Source organism: Rummeliibacillus sp. SL167, from assembly GCF_007896505.1.
GTDB classification, from domain to species: domain Bacteria; phylum Bacillota; class Bacilli; order Bacillales_A; family Planococcaceae; genus Rummeliibacillus; species Rummeliibacillus suwonensis.
The window spans coordinates 1-19836 of sequence record NZ_VCBM01000002.1; the positions used below are offsets into that span (position 1 = coordinate 1).

The 19836-nt window shown below is 36.0% G+C and carries 20 protein-coding genes and 7 tRNA genes; 25 read left to right on the forward strand and 2 right to left on the reverse strand.

Features of this window, described 5'->3' with window-relative positions; all coding sequences use genetic code 11:
• Positions 1 to 120: 120 nt before the first annotated feature.
• The 9 genes from FEZ13_RS11485 to FEZ13_RS11520 all read left to right on the forward strand — a co-directional run bounded on the left by FEZ13_RS11485 (position 121) and on the right by FEZ13_RS11520 (position 1913).
• Positions 121 to 197, forward strand: a tRNA-Asp gene (locus FEZ13_RS11485).
• A gap of 26 nt (positions 198 to 223) precedes the next feature.
• Positions 224 to 299, forward strand: a tRNA-Phe gene (locus tag FEZ13_RS11490).
• Between the two features lie 7 nt (positions 300 to 306).
• A tRNA-Thr gene (locus FEZ13_RS11495) sits at positions 307 to 379 on the forward strand.
• Between the two features lie 9 nt (positions 380 to 388).
• A tRNA-Tyr gene (locus FEZ13_RS11500) sits at positions 389 to 472 on the forward strand.
• Between the two features lie 8 nt (positions 473 to 480).
• Positions 481 to 557 (forward strand) — tRNA-Ile (locus tag FEZ13_RS11505).
• Positions 558 to 566: 9 nt separating this feature from the next.
• Positions 567 to 643: transfer RNA gene (locus tag FEZ13_RS11510), tRNA-Asn, on the forward strand.
• Position 644: 1 nt separating this feature from the next.
• A tRNA-Glu gene (locus FEZ13_RS11515) sits at positions 645 to 716 on the forward strand.
• A 678-nt stretch (positions 717 to 1394) separates the two neighbouring features.
• Entirely contained in the window at positions 1395 to 1553 is a 159-nt protein-coding gene (locus FEZ13_RS19560) for a hypothetical protein (RefSeq protein WP_186725887.1), read from the forward strand.
• A gap of 63 nt (positions 1554 to 1616) precedes the next feature.
• On the forward strand, positions 1617 to 1913 hold the full coding sequence (locus FEZ13_RS11520; RefSeq protein WP_146552823.1) for a hypothetical protein: 297 nt from the start codon (positions 1617 to 1619) through the stop codon (positions 1911 to 1913).
• A 106-nt stretch (positions 1914 to 2019) separates the two neighbouring features.
• Here the strand turns inward: FEZ13_RS11520 and FEZ13_RS19565 are convergent, their stop codons facing one another.
• The gene (locus FEZ13_RS19565) at positions 2020 to 2160 is read right to left on the reverse strand and encodes a hypothetical protein (protein WP_186725888.1); all 141 of its coding nucleotides are present in this window, start codon (positions 2158 to 2160) and stop codon (positions 2020 to 2022) included.
• 295 nt (positions 2161 to 2455) lie between these two features.
• On the opposite strand from FEZ13_RS19565, the gene FEZ13_RS20495 reads away from it, so the two are divergent.
• The 3 genes from FEZ13_RS20495 (at position 2456) to FEZ13_RS20500 (ending at position 4923) form a co-directional block, all read left to right on the forward strand.
• The gene (locus FEZ13_RS20495; RefSeq protein WP_146552824.1) at positions 2456 to 2656 is read left to right on the forward strand and encodes a hemolysin III family protein; all 201 of its coding nucleotides are present in this window, start codon (positions 2456 to 2458) and stop codon (positions 2654 to 2656) included.
• A gap of 442 nt (positions 2657 to 3098) precedes the next feature.
• Positions 3099 to 4346: an MFS transporter gene (locus tag FEZ13_RS11530; protein ID WP_146552825.1), complete on the forward strand. Its 1248-nt coding sequence runs from the start codon at positions 3099 to 3101 to the stop codon at positions 4344 to 4346.
• Between the two features lie 220 nt (positions 4347 to 4566).
• Positions 4567 to 4923, forward strand: a complete 357-nt coding sequence (locus FEZ13_RS20500) for a GNAT family N-acetyltransferase (protein WP_222434424.1) — start codon at positions 4567 to 4569, stop codon at positions 4921 to 4923.
• Between the two features lie 395 nt (positions 4924 to 5318).
• Here FEZ13_RS20500 and FEZ13_RS11535 read toward each other — a convergent pair whose 3' ends face one another.
• Entirely contained in the window at positions 5319 to 6203 is an 885-nt protein-coding gene (locus FEZ13_RS11535; protein ID WP_146552826.1) for a LysR family transcriptional regulator, read from the reverse strand.
• Positions 6204 to 6335: 132 nt separating this feature from the next.
• Between FEZ13_RS11535 and FEZ13_RS11540 the strand changes: the two genes are divergently transcribed.
• From FEZ13_RS11540 to FEZ13_RS11595, 13 genes are all read left to right on the forward strand, one after another.
• Complete coding sequence (locus FEZ13_RS11540; RefSeq protein WP_146552827.1) at positions 6336 to 7037, forward strand: CoA transferase subunit A; 702 nt, start codon at positions 6336 to 6338, stop codon at positions 7035 to 7037.
• A gap of 23 nt (positions 7038 to 7060) precedes the next feature.
• Complete coding sequence (locus FEZ13_RS11545; protein ID WP_146552828.1) at positions 7061 to 7714, forward strand: 3-oxoacid CoA-transferase subunit B; 654 nt, start codon at positions 7061 to 7063, stop codon at positions 7712 to 7714.
• A gap of 130 nt (positions 7715 to 7844) precedes the next feature.
• Positions 7845 to 9029: an acetyl-CoA C-acetyltransferase gene (locus FEZ13_RS11550; RefSeq protein WP_146552829.1), complete on the forward strand. Its 1185-nt coding sequence runs from the start codon at positions 7845 to 7847 to the stop codon at positions 9027 to 9029.
• A gap of 295 nt (positions 9030 to 9324) precedes the next feature.
• Positions 9325 to 10755 (forward strand): GntP family permease, encoded by a 1431-nt coding sequence (locus FEZ13_RS11555; protein WP_146552830.1) that lies wholly within the window; start codon positions 9325 to 9327, stop codon positions 10753 to 10755.
• A gap of 41 nt (positions 10756 to 10796) precedes the next feature.
• Positions 10797 to 11582, forward strand: a complete 786-nt coding sequence (locus tag FEZ13_RS11560) for a 3-hydroxybutyrate dehydrogenase (protein WP_146552831.1) — start codon at positions 10797 to 10799, stop codon at positions 11580 to 11582.
• 47 nt (positions 11583 to 11629) lie between these two features.
• Positions 11630 to 12571 (forward strand): 3-hydroxyacyl-CoA dehydrogenase family protein, encoded by a 942-nt coding sequence (locus FEZ13_RS11565; RefSeq protein ID WP_146552832.1) that lies wholly within the window; start codon positions 11630 to 11632, stop codon positions 12569 to 12571.
• A gap of 390 nt (positions 12572 to 12961) precedes the next feature.
• Positions 12962 to 13147, forward strand: a complete 186-nt coding sequence (locus tag FEZ13_RS11570) for a hypothetical protein (RefSeq protein ID WP_146552833.1) — start codon at positions 12962 to 12964, stop codon at positions 13145 to 13147.
• Positions 13148 to 13653: 506 nt separating this feature from the next.
• On the forward strand, positions 13654 to 13818 hold the full coding sequence (locus FEZ13_RS19570; protein WP_186725889.1) for a hypothetical protein: 165 nt from the start codon (positions 13654 to 13656) through the stop codon (positions 13816 to 13818).
• 946 nt (positions 13819 to 14764) lie between these two features.
• Positions 14765 to 15649, forward strand: coding sequence for a LysR family transcriptional regulator (locus FEZ13_RS11575; RefSeq protein WP_146552834.1), 885 nt, complete (start codon positions 14765 to 14767; stop codon positions 15647 to 15649).
• A gap of 152 nt (positions 15650 to 15801) precedes the next feature.
• Positions 15802 to 17130, forward strand: coding sequence for an LLM class flavin-dependent oxidoreductase (locus FEZ13_RS11580; protein WP_146552835.1), 1329 nt, complete (start codon positions 15802 to 15804; stop codon positions 17128 to 17130).
• A gap of 60 nt (positions 17131 to 17190) precedes the next feature.
• Positions 17191 to 18204 (forward strand): LLM class flavin-dependent oxidoreductase, encoded by a 1014-nt coding sequence (locus FEZ13_RS11585; RefSeq protein ID WP_146552836.1) that lies wholly within the window; start codon positions 17191 to 17193, stop codon positions 18202 to 18204.
• Between the two features lie 187 nt (positions 18205 to 18391).
• Positions 18392 to 18664, forward strand: coding sequence for a glutaredoxin family protein (locus FEZ13_RS11590; RefSeq protein ID WP_146552837.1), 273 nt, complete (start codon positions 18392 to 18394; stop codon positions 18662 to 18664).
• A gap of 391 nt (positions 18665 to 19055) precedes the next feature.
• Positions 19056 to 19808, forward strand: coding sequence for an amino acid ABC transporter ATP-binding protein (locus tag FEZ13_RS11595; protein WP_146552838.1), 753 nt, complete (start codon positions 19056 to 19058; stop codon positions 19806 to 19808).
• Positions 19809 to 19836 lie beyond the last annotated feature (28 nt).

Genomic DNA, 19836 nt, shown 5'->3' on the forward strand with positions numbered 1-19836 from the left:
GGAATACCCAAGTCTGGCTGAAGGGATCGGTCTTGAAAACCGACAGGCGGGTCAAACCGCGCGGGGGTTCGAATCCCTCTTCCTCCTCCATTTTGTTTAGATGTTTCTACATAAATAATTGGTTCGGTAGTTCAGCTGGTTAGAATGCCTGCCTGTCACGCAGGAGGTCGCGGGTTCGAGTCCCGTCCGAACCGCCATTTTTTATAATGTATAAATTTATAGTGGGTCGGTAGCTCAGTTGGTAGAGCATTAGATTGAAGCTCTAAGTGTCGGCAGTTCGATTCTGTCCCGACCCACCATAATTATGCCGGTGTAGCTCAGTTGGTAGAGCAACTGACTTGTAATCAGTAGGTCGAGGGTTCGACTCCTTTCGCCGGCATCGTCAGTTGGAGGGGTAGCGAAGAGGCTAAACGCGGCGGACTGTAAATCCGCTCCTTCGGGTTCGGCAGTTCGAATCTGCCCCCCTCCACCAAAGTATATGGGCCTATAGCTCAGCTGGTTAGAGCGCACGCCTGATAAGCGTGAGGTCGATGGTTCAAGTCCATTTAGGCCCACCATAATATGATTCCGAAGTAGCTCAGTTGGTAGTAGCATCTGACTGTTAATCAGAGGGTCGCAGGTTCGAGTCCTGCCTTCGGAGCCATGGCCCCTTGGTCAAGCGGTTAAGACACCTCCCTTTCACGGAGGTAACATGGGTTCGAATCCCGTAGGGGTCATATTAAATCCTTTAGAACTTTTAGTTCTAAAGGATTTTTTTGCGTGCACCCGGCATGGATGATTACTTGGTGGTGAAAGTCCATTATAGACTTGGCAGTAGTAGGAACTGTTAGTGAATGGCAAGGTGCTCATGGTGATATGGAACCTGAAGGAAGCCGGACGAAAATTCTCGAACTGACGAACAGAAATTATATACAAGGCTGAATGGGAATGGACGAGTTTACTAAACAAAACCAAGTTCAATACTGCCCGAACTCCATACAGTAAATATAGCAGTTACGTGAGAAGAAGGTAACCATTCTTACCTGGGGAGGAGGTCTCATGAGGGCTATTCCATTAGCCATTAAGTTAGAGATAACCTAATAATCATGAAAAATCAGCAGAGATCATAGTAGTTCTTAGAATGAAGGGCCGAATAATCTTTAATCTTGGAAAGCAAGGAAGGGTAGATATTCCGATTAAATGCAGCCGACATCGTAGTAAAGGCCGAAAGATGGCTACCTATGGGATGGATAAGTTGGAAACGGAAGAGTAAATAGGAGCTCATAGGGATATTGACATAGATATGAAAGAACAAGATGGTAGCCACTTGATGGATAAAGTCATCACAAACAATAATCTTTGGAGTGCATACAAGAAAGTGAAACAAAACAATGGTGTCACCCGGAGTGAATAGGATGACAGTGACACACTTAAAGTCACATATGAAGAAATACTACAAACCACTCCAAGAAAAATTAAAAGATGGATCTTATCAACCTCAACCAGTAAAAGAGTGGTTATTCCTAAACCTGATGGAACTAAAAGATATTTGGGAATACCATATGTCAGAGTAGTGCAACAAGCAATACTCTAAGTTATCGAACCAATCATTGACCCGCATTTTTCGGAGAAAAGTTTTGGTTTCCGAAAAGGAAGAAGTGCACATCAAGCAATCAAACAAGCAAGCAGAACACTATTATGAAGAGGGTTACCGAATAGTAGTGGACTGTGATTTGGAAAGCTACTTCGATGATCCATCATCAAAGATTAAGAGCCTATTTAGAAGAATTCATAACAGACAAAATGGTTCTAAAACTAATCTGGAAGTTCTTGGCTCAGGCATATTGGATAAAGATATCTATATTGAAACATCAGAAGGAGGCACTCCAAGGAGGGCCTTTATCTCACGTTCTAGCAAGTATCTACTTAAATAAGCTAGACAGAGAATAGAAAAATGAGTACATCGTTTCATAAGATACGTGGATGATTTCATCATTTATGTGAAAAGTAAGCGAGCCAGTGAAAGGATGATGAAAAGTGTTACCAAATATCAGGCGTGTTGATTATCCAATTTAATGCATAAAAATAGGGTGATTCGTTGATTTCCACTACGGCTTGCTCGCTTTCCTGCGGGCGAATGCTGAGGACAACATCTTGTTGGCCCGAACCAATTGGACGCATGCGGCAGTTGATCCCCTCTATCTTTCTCCGTTTCTCTCTATATCTTGAGAAGGGATCTTATGGCCCGTTAATGCGGGATAAATGATCCTAAAAATACAGAGCTTTTCAAAAATTACACTAAGTGGAGACCCTGATTTTTGTAAAATTAACACGCGTGATCAAATATATTGAAAAAGATTTACGTCTGGTAATCAATCAGCAGAAAAGTATTAACTCATGGCGTATCATTTTTGTTAGCAATTCCAGGATTAATATTCCTTATCGAAAAGGCGAATGAGAACGGTTCAAAATTGAATTGTTTAGTTATATTGTTTTTGGTTTATTAATAATGTTGTTGTTTTTATGTTCTGCGCTTTATCATAGCATTCCTACTCATAAGAGCTTTTTAAAAAAGATGGATCATTGTTCAACTTTCTTTTTAATATTGGGTACATATACTCCGAAAAAGTTGATAAAAGATATCAGAGAAGTTAATCTCATGTTAAGCAAATACTAAACGTTCAGAAAAAAATTTACAGTTGAGTAATAATAAAGTAATATAGTGCTAAGTAATATTAAGCGTTCAAAAAAAGTTGACAAGCGAAAATGTTACTAAGTATGATAACATCAAGCAAGGTCTAGGGTTTAAAAAGATTAACAGGAGAAGTTCATTAATAACACAGAAGATTAACTATGAACTATGGAAGAAGTAAAGTACAAGTATATCAAAGATATAGATTCATTAAAGAGCATAAGTGAACATACAAAAGGGTTAATATTCTATTAATTTTAAAAGTGATTCAAAATCTGCACAAGATATAGCAAAGGACACAGGAATTAATCGATCTAAAGTGAAAAATGGAATTATACAAAAATTCTATCTCCTGTTTTTATTTAAATTTAATATTCATACTTTTCTGTAATATATGAAAAACATGCACGTTCAATAATAATAGGCGGTGATTGAAATAATTAAAAACAGAGATTTTAATATTCTTTTTATCGGACGTTTAATCGCAAATTTTGGAGACAGTTTATACGCGATCGCTACAATGTTATTGGTTTATCAACTAACAGAATCCACATTATATTCGGGATTAGCTTTATTTTTAACTTCTTCGGTTGGAGTTATTCAAGTATTTCTTAGTCCAATATTTAATAAGATCAACATAAAAAAATTGTTGATTATGCTACAGATGGTTCAATCTATCTTACTCCTTTACATTCCTATTCAGCATATGTTACATGAATTGACCGTTCTGAAAATCTTAATTATTATGCCAATCGTCACATTACTGAACCAATTAATTTATCCAAGTCAAATCACATTACTTCCAAGAATTTTAAAAAGCAATGAAGATCTTTTAAAGGGAAATACATTATTCACTTTTGCTTACCAAGGAAGTGATGCTTTATTTAATGCATTAGCAGGTGTGATTATTAGTGGGATGGGTATTTATGCGGTTTATTTTCTGAATAGTTCGACTTTTATGGTGAACGCAATATTATTTATTTACTTATCTACCCAAATTTCTTCACCAAGTCAGACGGATATATCCACTCAAAAAAATGTTCTAAAGCAATATAAAAAGGATTTTAATGAGGGATTATCAGTATGGAATGATAAGATTTTACTACCACTTTTAATTGGAGTAATGGTCATCAACTTTGCGACAACTAGCATTTATGCAAATTTACCAGCATTTTCTCAAAATAATACACACTACAGTTTTCTGATGGCTTCTTCTGGAGTGGGAATTTTAATAGGTGGTTTGCTTTTAAATAAGTTCAAGTTAAACAAATTCAAATTAAATAAAATTTATATTATTTCTGTCTTTTTCATCGGAATATTCTGGGGTGCGACTACCTTCATAACAGATACTTCCCTTATAGGGCAACTGTCTATGGTCATACTTTTCTTACTAGGATGGATTCCTGTAGGTTCTTTAAATATTTTATCTCAAACAGTCATTCAATTGATGGTTCCACAAGAAAAAATGGGAAGTGCAATGAGTTCAATGATTGGATTATCAATTATGTTTTCTCCAATAGGAGCTTTATTTGGCGGTTATTTAGGTCAACAATTTGGTCCTTCTTTAGCAATACTTGTTAGTGGCATGTTTTTTATGGTAATAGGGAGTTTTTGGATTACTCAAAAGTCCATTCGCAGCCTTTCTAGCATTGAAAATATTTCAAATGGAGTGTAATAGAGATTGTAACAGAAGAATTAAGATTAAATAATCATGTTTATTTAAGAGAAGCTACTCTAAACGATGCATCTTTTCTACAAACTCTTTACCAAGATGCTGACATTCAATATTTAGCTTTAGAAGAGGAAGAACATATAGAAATTCATCTTGAAAGCATGCAAAAAACAATTTCATATTTTTTAGAAACCAACAATTCATTGTTTATCATTGAAAAAGATTGCACCTCAATAGGAATATTTATGATTTTGAAATTGAAAAGAAAATATTAAAAATCGGTTTAGTGTTAGATCAGGCTTATCAAAGCTCTAAGTTAGCTACTTTAATTATTAGTATGATGAAAAAGTACCTTTTTGATAACTATCCTATTACCCAAATCATTGGTGAGGTATTCGATTTTAATGTTAAAGCCATTGGTCTGATGAACAAATTAGATTTCAAAAAAATAGAGATCATTAAACATAAATTACTGAAAAGAAATAAGTACATTGATATGTATATTTTCAGCTTCCATAAAAGTCAACTTACACAAAATGGTTCTATTTTTTATGGAGGTGATTTCCATGAAAGAACGTAATATTATTATCATCATAAAATAATTAATTAATGAACATTTATTCCGTAATGGAGGTGATTTCCATGAAAGAACGTAATATTATTATCATCATAAAATAATTGATTAATGAACATTTATTCCGTAATGGAGGTGATTTCCATGAAAGAGCGCAATATTATTATCATTATTAAGTAACTGATTCACAGGATAAACCTATAATTCTCTTTAAAATTAAAAGGTTTTATAGGTTTATCTTAGCTTTAAGGTAATGATTTGGAATAAATCACTACTCTAAAAACTTCTTTCCAAAAATAAAGAATAAATAGAGAATAGGATGGCAACCAACTATAGAACACCATGTTTATTCTTTTTGCATGCCTATTGGATGCTTAATCTCAAAGAATCTTACATCCTACTCATTCGGATGGATTTTCTATAAGCATTTTTAGGAGTTCTCTCGTTGCAAAGGAGTGATAGGTGTCCTTTTTAGTGATAATGCCAAGTCTCCAATGAAAAACAGAATCTTTGATTGGAATCATTTTAACCTTTGGATGATTTTGTTTATAAAAGATTGATTTTGGCAAAAGGGCAATGCCCATCTTAGCTGAGACTAGTTCAGTGATTAAATCCCATTGAGAAGTCTTGTATGAAACATTTGGTTCAAATCCATTAGCTTTACAAGCATTTATGACTGAATCATGTATGGTGAAATCATCCGAAAACAGGATGAATTTTTCATCTTTTAATTCATTAATGGACAATTTTTCTCTGTTTGCAAGTGGATGCTCATCGTAAATAAATACTACAAATTCATCTGAAATAAAGGGATAAACGTTCAACTTTTCTTCACCCACTGGTAGTACACAAATCGCCAAATCAACCTCGCTATTTTCTACAAGCTGAACAATTCTTTTAGCACCTAATTCAACAAGTTGAAGCCATACTTTTGGATATTTTGCATGAAATTTAAGGGCCATATCGGGGAAAACAAGGGTACCTACTAATGGTGGTATGCCTATTTTGATTTTCCCTGTTTTAACATTTCTTAGTTCGTCTAATAGGATCTTTAGTTCTGAAAGAGATTCTAAAGATTTTTGACCTTGTTGATAGACAATTTTGCCGGCATCTGTTAACGAAAGGTGTCGTGTAGAGCGATCAAATAGTTCTACCTGCAATTCCTCTTCTAGCCTTTTGACAATTTTACTGAGGGAAGGTTGGGATAGGAATGTATGCTCGGCTGCTTTTGTAAAACTTTGCTGGTCTGCTACCTCCATAAATAACTGTATCTGTCGTAGATCCATGATATGTCCCCTCCATTTATTCACTGTATTCATACTATTTATTCTATTTATGAATTTTACTTATAAAAGGCTAAATTGTAAACTAATTTATGTAGTAATAAGAAGCTAGTATCCATGCAAAGGGGTAATTATATGAAGAAAAGTAAAGTGATGAATTCATTTGTGGAAGCGGTTTCTGATATTGAAGACGGATCTACTTTAATTGTTGGCGGTTTTGGACTTTCAGGGATTCCTGAATTTTCTATACAAGCACTTAAAGAAAAGGGCACAAAAGATTTAACTGTTGTGAGTAATAATTGCGGAGTAGATGATTGGGGATTGGGGTTATTACTTGCTAATCGTCAAATTAAAAAAATGATTTCTTCTTATGTAGGAGAAAATAAAACATTTGAACAGCAATTTTTAAGCGGTGAATTAGAAGTTGAGCTAGTCCCACAAGGTACTCTTGCAGAAAGAATTCGTGCTGGTGGAGCTGGAATCCCAGGCTTTTATACAGCAACAGGAATGGGGACGCCAATTGCTGAAGGGAAGGAAACCAAGGATTTTGATGGTAAAGCATATCTTCTTGAACGTGGAATTGTAGGAGATTTTGCACTAGTAAAGGCTTGGAAAGCAGATACACTTGGAAACTTAGTATTTCGAAAGACAGCTCGTAATTTTAATCCACTTGCAGCTATGGCGGGAAAAATAACGATTGCAGAAGTGGAGGAAATCGTTGAACCAGGAGAATTAGATCCTGATGAAATTCATTTACCAGGCATTTATGTACAACGACTTTTACTTGGAACGGATTATCAAAAACGAATTGAGAAACTCACAGTTGTGAAAGCTTAATTTAATAGAATGGAGTGTCGGAAATGAAAGATACACATCTTAAAATTGTGAAGAGAGCCGTTAAAGAAGTTGAAGATGGTATGAATGTCAATCTTGGTATTGGTATACCTACGCTTGTCGCAAATGAAATTCCTACTGATTTTAACGTTTTACTTCAGTCGGAAAATGGACTATTAGGTATTGGGGCTTATCCGTTAGAAGGAATGGAAGATCCAGATCTCATCAACGCTGGTAAGGAAACCGTTACAGCGGTACCGGGTGCATCCTTTTTTGATAGTGCAGAATCATTTGCCATGATTCGAGGAGGGCATATAGATTTAGCGATTCTTGGTGGTATGGAAGTATCTGAACAAGGGGATTTAGCAAACTGGATGATTCCAGGAAAAATGGTAAAAGGGATGGGCGGAGCCATGGATCTTGTGAATGGTGCCAAAAAAGTGATTGTTCTAATGGAGCATGTTAATAAACATGGTGAATCAAAGATTAAAAAAGAATGTACATTACCTCTTACTGGAAAACAAGTTGTACAACGATTAATCACTGATTTAGCAGTTTTTGATTTTACTCCGAATGGAATGCTTCTAATCGAAATACAAGAAGGGGTATCGATGGAAGAAGTGAAAACGAAAACAGAAGCTTCATTTACAGTATCGCCTGAGTTAGTTTCTACACGATGATCTTTATATAGACAGAACAAAGGGTGTTCAATAAAACAAGTCTAAAAGATTAGTATATTTTTTAGAAGAGAACGGCATATGACGGAGAAAAATAGCGTTTTAAACATGAAGAAATAAAGGGGATAACTATATGCGTGATGTTGTTATTGCAAGTGCTGTTAGAACACCAATTGGTAGTTTTATGGGTGCTTTACATAATACACCTGCTACAGAGCTAGGGGCAATTGTTATTAGAGAATCTTTAATTCGTGCAGGTATTCAAGGGGAACAAGTGGATGAAGTCATCATGGGGAATGTTCTTCAGGCTGGTCTCGGTCAAGGACCTGCGCGACAAGCCGCACTTAAAGCGGGATTACCAATTGAAGTAACTGCTATGGCCATTAATAAATTATGTGGTTCTGGATTGAAGGCTGTCCATCTTGCTACACAAGCTATCCAGACAGGTGATGCTGAAGTTATAGTGGCAGGTGGAATGGAAAATATGAGTATGGCACCTTACTTGTTGACAGAAGGACGTTCGGGGTATCGTATGGGCGACGGGAAAATATACGACAGTATGATTTTAGACGGTTTACAATGTTCTATTAATTCTTATCATATGGGAATCACTGCTGAAAATATAGCAGAAAAATACAATATTAGTAGAGAAGAACAAGACGAGTTTGCAGCTTGGAGCCAACAAAAAACAGAGGTAGCTATTAAGACAGGAAAATTCAAAAATGAGATTGTGCCAATAGAAATTCCTCAACGTAAGGGTAATCCAATTGTTTTTGATACAGATGAATTTCCACGTGAAGGAGTCACTTCTGAAAAGCTCGCTAAATTAAAACCAGCTTTTAAGAAAGACGGTACTGTAACTGCAGGTAATGCATCTGGTATTAATGATGGAGCAGCTGCATTGGTATTAATGAGTCGGGAAAAGGCAAAAGAACTGGGCGTTAAACCACTCGCGATCATTCGTGGCAATAGTTCAGCAGGTGTAGATCCAAAAATTATGGGGATTGGGCCAGTACCTGCAACAAAAAAGGCACTAAAAAAAGCAGGGCTAACGATGGATGCAATAGATCTTGTTGAAGCAAACGAAGCATTTGCTTCACAATCACTGGCAGTAGGGAAAGAATTAAACATTCCAAGAGAAATACTGAATGTCAACGGTGGTGCGGTTGCATTAGGCCATCCTATAGGTGCTAGTGGTGCACGTATACTGGTCACTTTGCTATATGAAATGCAACGTCGTCATGCTCACTACGGATTGGCTACCTTATGCATTGGAGGCGGCCAAGGAGTTGCGACTATTATTGAAATTGAAAAATAAAGTGAAACTCCATCAGTGGGGGTTTTCTTCATCCCCCACTGAACTAGAGGAACTCAGGTTAAAAGCGCCACGTCCTGTGGCAACACCTGAGGAACCAACATCTTGTTGGCCCAAACCAATCGGACGCATGCGGCAGTTGATCCCCCATCTATCTTTTTCGTTTCTCCCTAAATCTTGAGATGGGGTCTTACTGCTCGTTAAAGCGGGATAAATAGAGGCGCAGTATGAAAAGATAAGGGTTAAAAGTCTACTTGGATGGGGTTCATATGATGTTCAATTTTAAAGGGGGATCCTTATGGATTTATTGATTATTCTACTTGCGCTAGGACTTTTAATATTTTTTGCCTACTGGGGATATTCAGTTATATTAATGGCACCTATTTTTGCGTTACTAGCAGTTTTATGTATAGATCCAGCAAATATTTTGCCATTCTTTTCTGGCATATATATGGAAAAAATGGTGGGGTTCATTAAAAATTATTTCCCTGTTTTCTTATTAGGGGCGATATTCGGGAAAATCATTGAAATGTCTGGAATTGCTGAATCTATTGCAAAAACGATTATTCGTTTGATAGGAAAAAAGCAAGCGATGTTAACCATTGTCCTTTTAGGTGCCATTTTAACTTATAGTGGGGTTAGCTTATTTGTAGCAGTTTTTGCCATCTATCCGTTTGCTGTCCAATTATTTAAAGAGGCAGATATACCAAAAAGACTTATGCCAGCAACCATTGCACTTGGAGCATTTACATTTACAATGGATGCTTTACCTGGAACACCACAAATTCAAAACGTTATCCCTACTACTTTCTTTGGGACAGATATTTATGCTGCACCTGTTCTAGGAATACTTGGGGCCATTGTTGTCTTAGGTGGTGGCCTAGCTTATCTAGAGTTTAGAAGGAGACAGGCTAAAAAAGCAGGGGAAGGTTATTCTGGAATTGTAGATGAAACTGCTGCAACAGCTGAAGTGCCTATAAATGAAGAAAATTCTATTACGATAAACTCAAATCCATCTGTATTTCGACAAATCTTTGCGTTTATACCGCTTGTTCTCGTAGCAGTGATGAATAGATATCTGACTACGGCTATACCAAGATGGTATCCGGATGGCTTTGATTTTGCTGCTATTGGATTAGATAACTATACAGTGGATGTAAAGGCAAATGCTGCAATTTGGGCAGTTGAAATTGCATTAGTTGTCGGAATCGTTACGGCTCTTGCTTTTGGGTGGAATCGAGTAACGACAACGGTGAAAGAAGGGCTTAATACTAGTATTGGTGGTTCATTACTAGCGGTTATGAATACTGGATCTGAATATGGTTTTGGTGGAATTATCGCTGCACTTCCTGGATTTGCTCAAATCAATCATGCATTATCAGGTACTTTTTCCAACCCTTTAGTTAACGGAGCTGTTACGACTAGTGCTCTTGCTGGTGTTACGGGTTCTGCATCAGGAGGTATGGGGATTGCATTAAGTGCAATGGCCGAAACATACAATAAAGCAATTACTGCGGCTCATATTCCACCGGAAGTCATGCACCGTATTGTGGCAATGGCATCAGGGGGAATGGATACACTTCCACATAACGGGGCAGTTATTACTTTGCTTGCGGTAACAGGATTAACTCATAAACAATCATATGGTGATATTTTCATGATTACAGTTATTAAATCATTGGCTGTGTTCGTCGCTATAGCTCTTTACACTTGGTTTGGTATTGTATAAAAAATATATTCAGAGACATCCTTTATAAAGGAGGAGAAATAATGAGTGGAACATTAGAAGGAAAAGTAGCATTTATTACCGGATCGGCAAGTGGGATCGGGTTAGAAATTGCTAAAACTTTTGCAAAAGAGGGAGCAAAGGTTGCTATTTCAGATATGAATAAAGAAAAAAGTGATCAAATAGCATTAGAATTAAAGGAACAGGGATTTGAAGCTTTATCGGCTCCTTGTGATGTTACAGATGAAGAAGTCTATAAAAATAGTCTGGAACTTGCATATGAAACCTTTGGTAAACTTGATATTTTAGTCAATAATGCAGGACTTCAGCATGTAGCGCCAATCGAGGAATTTCCGACTGATAAATTCGAATTATTAGTAAAGGTCATGTTAACGGCACCATTTATAGGGATTAAATATGTGTTTCCAATGATGAAAAAACAAGGCTTTGGAAGGGTTATTAATATGGCTTCTATAAATGGAGTAGTTGGTTTTGCTGGGAAAGCTGCCTATAATAGCGCCAAACATGGAGTGATTGGATTAACAAAGGTTGCAGCTTTAGAGGGAGCTGAACATGGAATTACAGTGAATGCCTTGTGTCCAGGCTATGTTGATACACCACTTGTACAAAATCAACTCAAAGATATAGCAAAGACAAGAAATATTAGTGTGGATAAAGTTGTTGAGGAAGTATTTTTCCCGCTTGTCCCTCAAAAAAGATTATTAGATGTATCTGAGATTGCTGACTACGCTGTGTTCTTGGCAAGTGACAAAGCAAGAGGTATCACAGGACAAGCAGTCATTCTAGATGGCGGTTATACTGCTCAATAGTTTTCATATTAATTTTTTTGATCCGGGTAATTAGGAGGTTATATTAGATGAAAGCACAAGATATTCAAAACGTTGTTTGTGTTGGCGGAGGAACGATAGGAGCAAGTTGGGCAACCTACTATCTTTGGAAAGGGCTAAATGTAACCATTCAAGATATTAATGAAGAGGCATTAGCGAGAGCGAAAACTTTAATAGATTCTAACCTGGATTTCTTAGTTGAAAAAGATATTATAACAACTGAAGTGAGTAATGATGCTAAAGAACGAGCAGTTTACACTGTTGATATGGAGAAAGCGTTTACTAATGCTCAATTTGTTCAAGAATCAGCTTATGAAAGCTATGAAGTCAAGCAAAAAATTGTTAGTGAAGTGGATAAATACGCTCCTAAAGCTATCTATGCAAGCAGTTCTTCGGGTCTATTAATCAGTAAAATCCAAAAATTTTCTCAGTACCCAGAAAGATGTATAATAGCCCATCCCTTTAACCCACCACATCTTATCCCTTTAGTTGAGATTGTTAAAGGGAAGAAAACAAGCGATGAATTTGTATCAGTAGCCTATGATTTCTTTAAATCCATTGATAAAGAACCCATTATTCTTCATAAAGAAGTTCCAGGTCATGTGGCAAATCGTATTTCGATGGCAGTATGGAGAGAAGCTACTGATTTAGTTTTAAATGGCGTATGCTCAGTAAAGGATGTAGACAGAGCCGTTTGTTATGGTCCAGGGTTACGATACGCATTAATGGGACCACATTTAATTTATGAACTTGCCAATCCCGATGGTATTATTGGAACGATCCGTCATCTTGGTCCATCTATGAATTCTTGGTTAGAAGATATGAATGATTGGAAAAAAATACCTGATAATGCTGAAACAATCATTAATGAAGGACTTCAAGATGAAATGAAAAACATTTCTACACAAGAATTAATGGCATGGCGTGATGATAAGCTGATCGAAATCTTAAAGCAAGTAGGTAAACTTTAATTATATTGTTCAGCATTTTTATAGAAGAGGCTGTCCTAAAATGGACAGCCTCTTTTTGAATATGAATTAATACACTTTTACATATATGTTACGAGGAAATCTATACTGAAAAATATCACACAGGCTTTTAGGTTGAAAAGCCTTAATTGAACATAACATGCAAGCAGTTAGTTATAATGTAGATAATAACGATTTTGAATTTAAAACAACAGCTTTCCTATAATAAATGGAGCTGGAAATACCTATTTTTCTTAATCAATACTTCTGATAAAGTGAAACTCCATCAGTGGGGGTCTTACTGCTCGTTAACGCCGGATAAATTATAAAACTAAGTAAGAGAATAATTTGATAAGCATAACATTTCAATATCAATTATTATGGGGGGATTTAATGAATAAACTAGTATCATTAGCTATTGCGGCTCTAATTTTTTCGGTAATATTAGGAATTGCATTATTAATTGATTTTATTCATGAGGGAACTTTTAATAGACTATTAACAACCAATTCTATTTTATTATTCATTATAGGTATTATTTATCTTTTTTTAGGCAAAAGGCAGAAGAATAAAACTTGATAGAGGGTGAGCTTTAGGATTTTGATAATTTACAATGTTAAGTTTTAAAGTATTTTATTAATAGAATAAATGGAGATAATAATATACGAAACAAACCTAATAATATCCCCTCATTCATTAACTCAACTTCTCTGTACAAAGTGAAAGGATATTTCAATATCTTTGACCATTCTTAAATGTATATAAATTAAGATCTGCATTATAGTATTCTTTAAAGATGTCTTTTACAACTTTCGGTTGGTCACCAAAATCAATATTATTAATTTCAGAATATTGGACAGGAAAATAGGGGAATTCTCTAAAGTGTTGACCGCATTTTTAGCGGATGCATTAAAGGTAAACAGAGAAACAGATGAAATCAAGAAAGCACATAAAATAATTGCGATTTTTTTCATGTCTATATCTCCTCATTATTTGTATTTATTATTACAAAGCACTATTATATATAATGATAAGTATAGTTTACTACTTAACTAAAATATGTAATATAAAGGATGATATAGACCATGATGGATGTTATTATATTTTTTACATTAGGTGCGACATTTTTAGTAATAATATTGGTCTTATTTGTCATTTCTTTATTAAAAAGAAATAGTCAAAAAGAGGATTCTGAAATTTATAAAGAATTAAGAAAAATTCAAGATACTCTAGAAAAAAAATTAAAATAAATTTCTAATATTTATATTTGAATCAATTTTATAAATCATTTTCTTTTTAAAAAATACAAACATTTAACAATAACTAATTTTGATAGTTGTGGAGCGGAGGACGGCAACTTTTCGAAAACGCATGCGCATTTCCTTCGTGCGGTGTTAGTTCAAGGAGGATTATTCAAAGTCCTACGGGAAAAGCTTGAGTTAAAAAGCACCGCAGTAACCTTTTGAAGGACAAAGCTTAAGTTCGCCACGTCCTATGACAATGACTTCGAGGTCAACATCGTATCGATCCGAGGAGATTGAAGTCAAGCACGTGGAAAGCGCCGTCTGGAGCGGAACAAAAATTTCTGAATATTAATGTTTATATTGAATTGAAATGCTCACATTTTTTATCTAAATTTTGTATTATGAAATTGATTCATTTATATTTAAATCAAATATCTCGATAAATAAAAGATTAGCTCTTGACTCTACGCGACTTCATTTTGGAGCAGTTTCCATTTCTAGTAGCTTTGTTCTTACTTAGAATGTGGAGTAAATCAATTGTAAAGATTGTTTCTAAAAATATAGAGTGGAAATATACATGAGGCATCATTGATAAAGTAAAAAGCAGAACTAGGTAAAAGAAAACAAAGCGTGAAAAATGTAGTACAACACATTTTTCACGCTTTTGTTTTGCTTATTTTTAAGGGATTGTTCAAAAAAAGGGTGGTGGGATTCTTTAAAACTTATCCCGCATGAACGGGTAGTAAGTAGTACTCCTCCCTCAAGCTTCAGCGAAAGGAAAGAAGGTAGGAGGGAGAATGACTGCCGCATGCGCCCGATTGGTTCCATGGCATACCTATAGTGGTGAGAAAAAGAAGTCTCAACTGGATGAAATTTCATGCTATGAACATTGCAAAAAGGAAGTGAACATCGTAATGTTAAATAAAATCTAAAAAAAGAAAGGAGATAGACTATGAATATCGATCACCTAGAAGCATTTATGTATGTAGTTCATTTAAAAAGTGTCCATAAAGCATCTAAAGCGCTATTTTTATCTCAACCGACAGTGACTGCGCGTATTAAAACGTTAGAACGAGAATTGAGTACGAATTTATTTATCCGACAAGGGAAAAATTTAATCTTAACGTCACAAGGCAAGGAATTTATTCCATATGCTCAACAGATATTGAAGACATTAAGAGAAGGAAAGCTTCAACTAAAGCAGCAAACTGCTCAAAATGAAATTGTCATTGGTTCCAATGTTATTACTTCACAATATTTTATCCCGCATGCCATTACTTTATGGAAAAGGGCTCATCCTCAACTGCGCTTTAAACTTACGGCAACTACAAATGATGATTTGATTACTAAATTATTAAATCATCAAGTAGATTTTGCTTTTATGAGATTGATGGGGAATGAGGGAATTCATCAAGAAGCATTATTAGATAATTCAGTACGACTAATTGTTTATCCGGATCATCCATTTTTAAAGCATCAAAAAGTGACAGTAAAAGAATTAGCAAAAGAATCACTCGTTTTTTTTGAGTGTGGTGCATTCGATTGGGACTTAATTTATAAATTGTTTGAAGTGGAAGGGATAGAACCAAATATTGATTTCAAAGTAGATTATCTGGAGGTCGCTAAATCTTTAATCAAACATAAGCAAAGTATTGGTTTTTTACCTTATTTATGTGTGAAAGAAGAATTAGAAAAGGGTGAGTTATTTGAAATTGATACAACTCATTTACTTCAAATTAAACAGCACATCTATTTATCCTATATAGAACAGGATGCTGTCAGTCTACTGAAAGATAGTATTAAAGAGTCTGTTCAACAATTTAATCAATTGGATTGATAGAATTTTTTTATTGATCTAAAAATTTTTCTATCATAAAAGGTATTGTCATATGTCTCTTATAAATGTTAGGATTATTTTCAACAATAATTTCTTATAATTCTTATAAATATACTTAGAATTATAGGAAAATAAAAAATGGAGGGATTTATATGGCTGGACAAAGAAAGATTAAATTTGGCGCAATCATTCATGGGGTAGGGGGCAATATTTCTGGATGGAGACATCCAAAGGCATTAACAAATGCAAGTGTCAACATAGACTTTTATAAACAGCAGGCTTTAAAAGCAGAAGAAGGCAAATTTGATTTGGTCTTTATTGCAGATGGGTTATATATAAATGAACAATCGATACCGCACTTTTTAAATCGTTTTGAACCAATCACGATTTTGTCAGCTTTGGCAACGGTAACTTCTCATATTGGTCTCGTAGGGACAGTATCTACTTCTTATAGTGAACCTTTTACCATTGCTCGTCAGTTTGCTTCTTTAGATCAGATTAGTCATGGTCGTGCAGGATGGAATGTTGTGACAACACCACTTGAAAAAACAGCTCTAAATTATAACAAGACAGTTGAAGAACATCCTAATCATGCGAAGCGTTATCGAATAGCTGAAGAATATTTAGAAGTCGCAAAAGGTCTATGGGATTCTTGGGATGATGATGCTTTTGTAGCAGATAAAGAAAATGATATCTTTTTTGATCCTAAAAAATTGCATCATTTAGATCATCAGGGTGAATTCTTTTCCGTTGCTGGTCCCTTAAATATTGCACGCAGCAAACAAGGACAACCAGTTGTTTTCCAAGCGGGATCTTCAGATGCAGGAAAACGTTTAGCAGCGAAAGAGGCCGATGCTGTGTTTACAGGTCACCCAACGTTAGAAGAAGCACAAAGTTTTTATCAGGATGTTAAACAAAGAGCTGTTGAGTTTGGACGGAATCCAGATGAAATCGTGATTTTACCAGGCATAGCACCAATTATCGGTGATACAGAAGAAGCAGCAGAGCAAAAATACGAGGAATTAGCAAATTTGGTTTCAATTGATAGAGCCATCGCTTATTTAGGTCGTTATTTTGATCATCATGATTTTTCGCAGTATCCATTAGACGAACCTTTCCCAGAATTAGGCGAAATCGGTTCAAATAGTTTCAAAAGTCATACAGATCGCATTAAGAAAGAGGCAAAAGAGCAACATTTGACATTACGCCAAGTAGCTTTAAGAGAAGCAACACCACATACTGATTTTATCGGAACACCTGAAAAAATTGCAGATTTGGTACAAGAATGGTTTGAAAAACTTGGTGCAGATGGTTTTATTGTTGGCTCTACGCTTCCTGGTGGACTAGATGATTTTGTGGATAAGGTGGTACCTATTTTGCAACAACGAGGTATTTATCGAGAAGATTATGAAGCAGATACATTAAGAGGAAATTTAGGATTGCCCTTTAAAGAGAGTCGCTACGTGAAAGAAACTGTGTAAAATTTTTTATCGATAAAACCTAGTTAACAAATAGATATAGTAAATAAGGAGGGAATCTTAATGGGGTATAAAATCGGCATTTTAGATCAAAGTCCGGTAATTGAAGGCTTATCAAATCACGACATTCTACAGAGAACCGTCCAATTAGCGCAAAAAGCTGAAAAGTGGGGGTATGAAAGATTTTGGGTGTCTGAACATCATAACTCACAAGATGTACTTGGATCGGCCCCTGAAGTATTAATTCCTTATCTTTTGGCTAAGACAAATACGATTCGCATTGGATCGGGTGGCGTGATGCTGCAGCATTATAGTCCATATAAAGTGGCTGAGGCTTTTCAAGTATTGGCCACATTAGAACCGGGACGTGTGGATTTGGGTGTTGGTAAAGGACCTGGCGGATTACCATTATCAACGAGAGCATTACAATATGGTACAGTCAATACAGGTAAAGACTTTGAGGAACGTCTAACATTTTTGCAGCAAGTATTAAACGGCAATATACCAGCTGATCATCCGTTAGCAGGTATTCAAGCCATACCCAAACCGCCTAAACAGCAAGAGCTTATTTTATTGGGTGCAAGTCCAAATAGTTCTCGTCTGGCAAGCAAGTTAGGCTTAACATTTTCGTTTGCTCGTTTCTTTAATAGTGATGATCGTAGTCTAATAGAAGCGGCTAAAGACTATCGAGAAAATCATAAAGATGGCCATTTTATCTTAGCCGTTTCAGTTATTGCTGCGCCTACAACCGAGGAAGCAAAACAGCTTGCCGGCATTCAACAACTTGTTAAGATCCATTTGGCTAGTGGTCGAGTCTTAACACTTCAAAATGAAGAAGCAGCAGAAAAGTTCGGCAAAGAATCTGGAGAGGAATACGAAGTGAAAGTGCATGAGGCAAACTTCATTGCGGGCACGCCTGCTGAGGTGAAAGAAGAACTGGATCGCTTACATCAACAGCTTAATGTGGATGAATTTATCATTCATACGCCTGTCAAAGATGACAAAGCAAGACTCCGTTCATTTGAATTATTAAGCCCGCTTTCACTTTTTAAGGAAAAAGAATCTGTTACACTTTAAATTTTTCTCACATTACCGGATTGTAACAAATATTTCAAGACTTAAAGAAAAAACAGTGGGAGACTAATTGCCATAAAAGACGATTAGTTCAGCGTACACCCAGTGAGGGACGAGGAAAACCAACATTGGATGGGGCTCCACTTTAAATAATAAAAAAGATTTTTTACACATTAGGAGGAATAGGAACATGGCAGAAAATTTATCAATCGTCGTTTGGGCAAAAAAAGGTTGCAGTTATTGCAATGAGGTAAAGGAATATTTAACGGCAGAAAAGCAAGATTTTAAGGTAGTTGATGTAACAGATCATGATGAATTCCGAGATATTTTAGATATTAAATATGGTGTACGACATGTACCTGTTGTAGAGATCGGGCATAATGATACGTATCAAGCTGTCACAGAAGTAGGAATTGAACATTTACAAAAGGCTTTGCAAGAAGCAGATTTGGCAGTTCATTAGTTGTACCCCTATTAATAGGCACTAAGATTCCCTATCAAGAACCCAATAAAAAACAGGAGAATAGGTGGGGGAATTAGTTACTAGAAAAGTACGGTCAGTTCAACAAACACACAGTGGGGATCGGGAAAACTTTTCCACTGTGTGAAGTTTTATTTTATCCCGCGTTAACGGGCAGTAAGCCCCCCACCTCAAGGTTTAGAGAGAAACGAGAAAGATAGGTGGGAGATCAACTGCCCGTAAAAGCCCGATTGGTTTAGCTAACCATCAGTGGGGGATGAAGAAAACCCCCCACTAATGGAGGCTTCACTTTATCTGACATATAAGTGAACAATACTAGGTTTTCGGTTCAGGGTTACTTAAGCAAAAAATATTCAAGAGAGGGAGGGGTACAATGATTGATATTGTAGGGCTGAAGAAGAGTTTTGGACATAACGAAGTATTAAAGGGAATCAATATACACGTTGAAAAGGGTGAGATCATCTCGATTTTAGGGCCGAGTGGCTCAGGGAAAACAACGCTTTTGAGATGTCTGAATTATCTAGAAAGTCCAGATGAAGGGGAAATCATAATTGACGATGTTTCGATCAACGCACGAAAAGTAAATAAAAAGGAAGTCTATCAATTACGAAAAAAATCTGCAATGGTCTTCCAAGGTTATAATTTATTTCAACATAAAACGGCATTACAAAATGTAATGGAAGGGCTTGTTGTGGTGCAAAAAAAGAGTGTCAGTGAAGCTAAAAAGAAGGCACTTGAAGTTTTGCAAAAAGTAGGACTGAAAAATAAAATCGATGCTTACCCTAGTCAGTTATCAGGCGGGCAACAGCAACGCGTGGGAATTGCTAGAGCACTTGCCTTGAATCCAGAAGTTATCTTATTTGATGAACCAACTTCAGCTCTCGATCCTGAATTAGTAGGAGAAGTATTAGCGGTCATTGCTAAAATCGCTCGAGAAGGAAAAACAATGATTATCGTTACTCATGAGATGAATTTTGCGAGAGAAATATCTAATAGAATCATCTTTATGGATGGCGGTGTAGTGGTTGAAGAAGGTATTCCACAACAAATCTTTACAGAACAAAAAGAAGAACGAACGAAGCAGTTTTTAAAACGAATGACACCTGAATTGGATTATTCAATCTAAAATGGCATGGTCATGACCATTTTGTGCA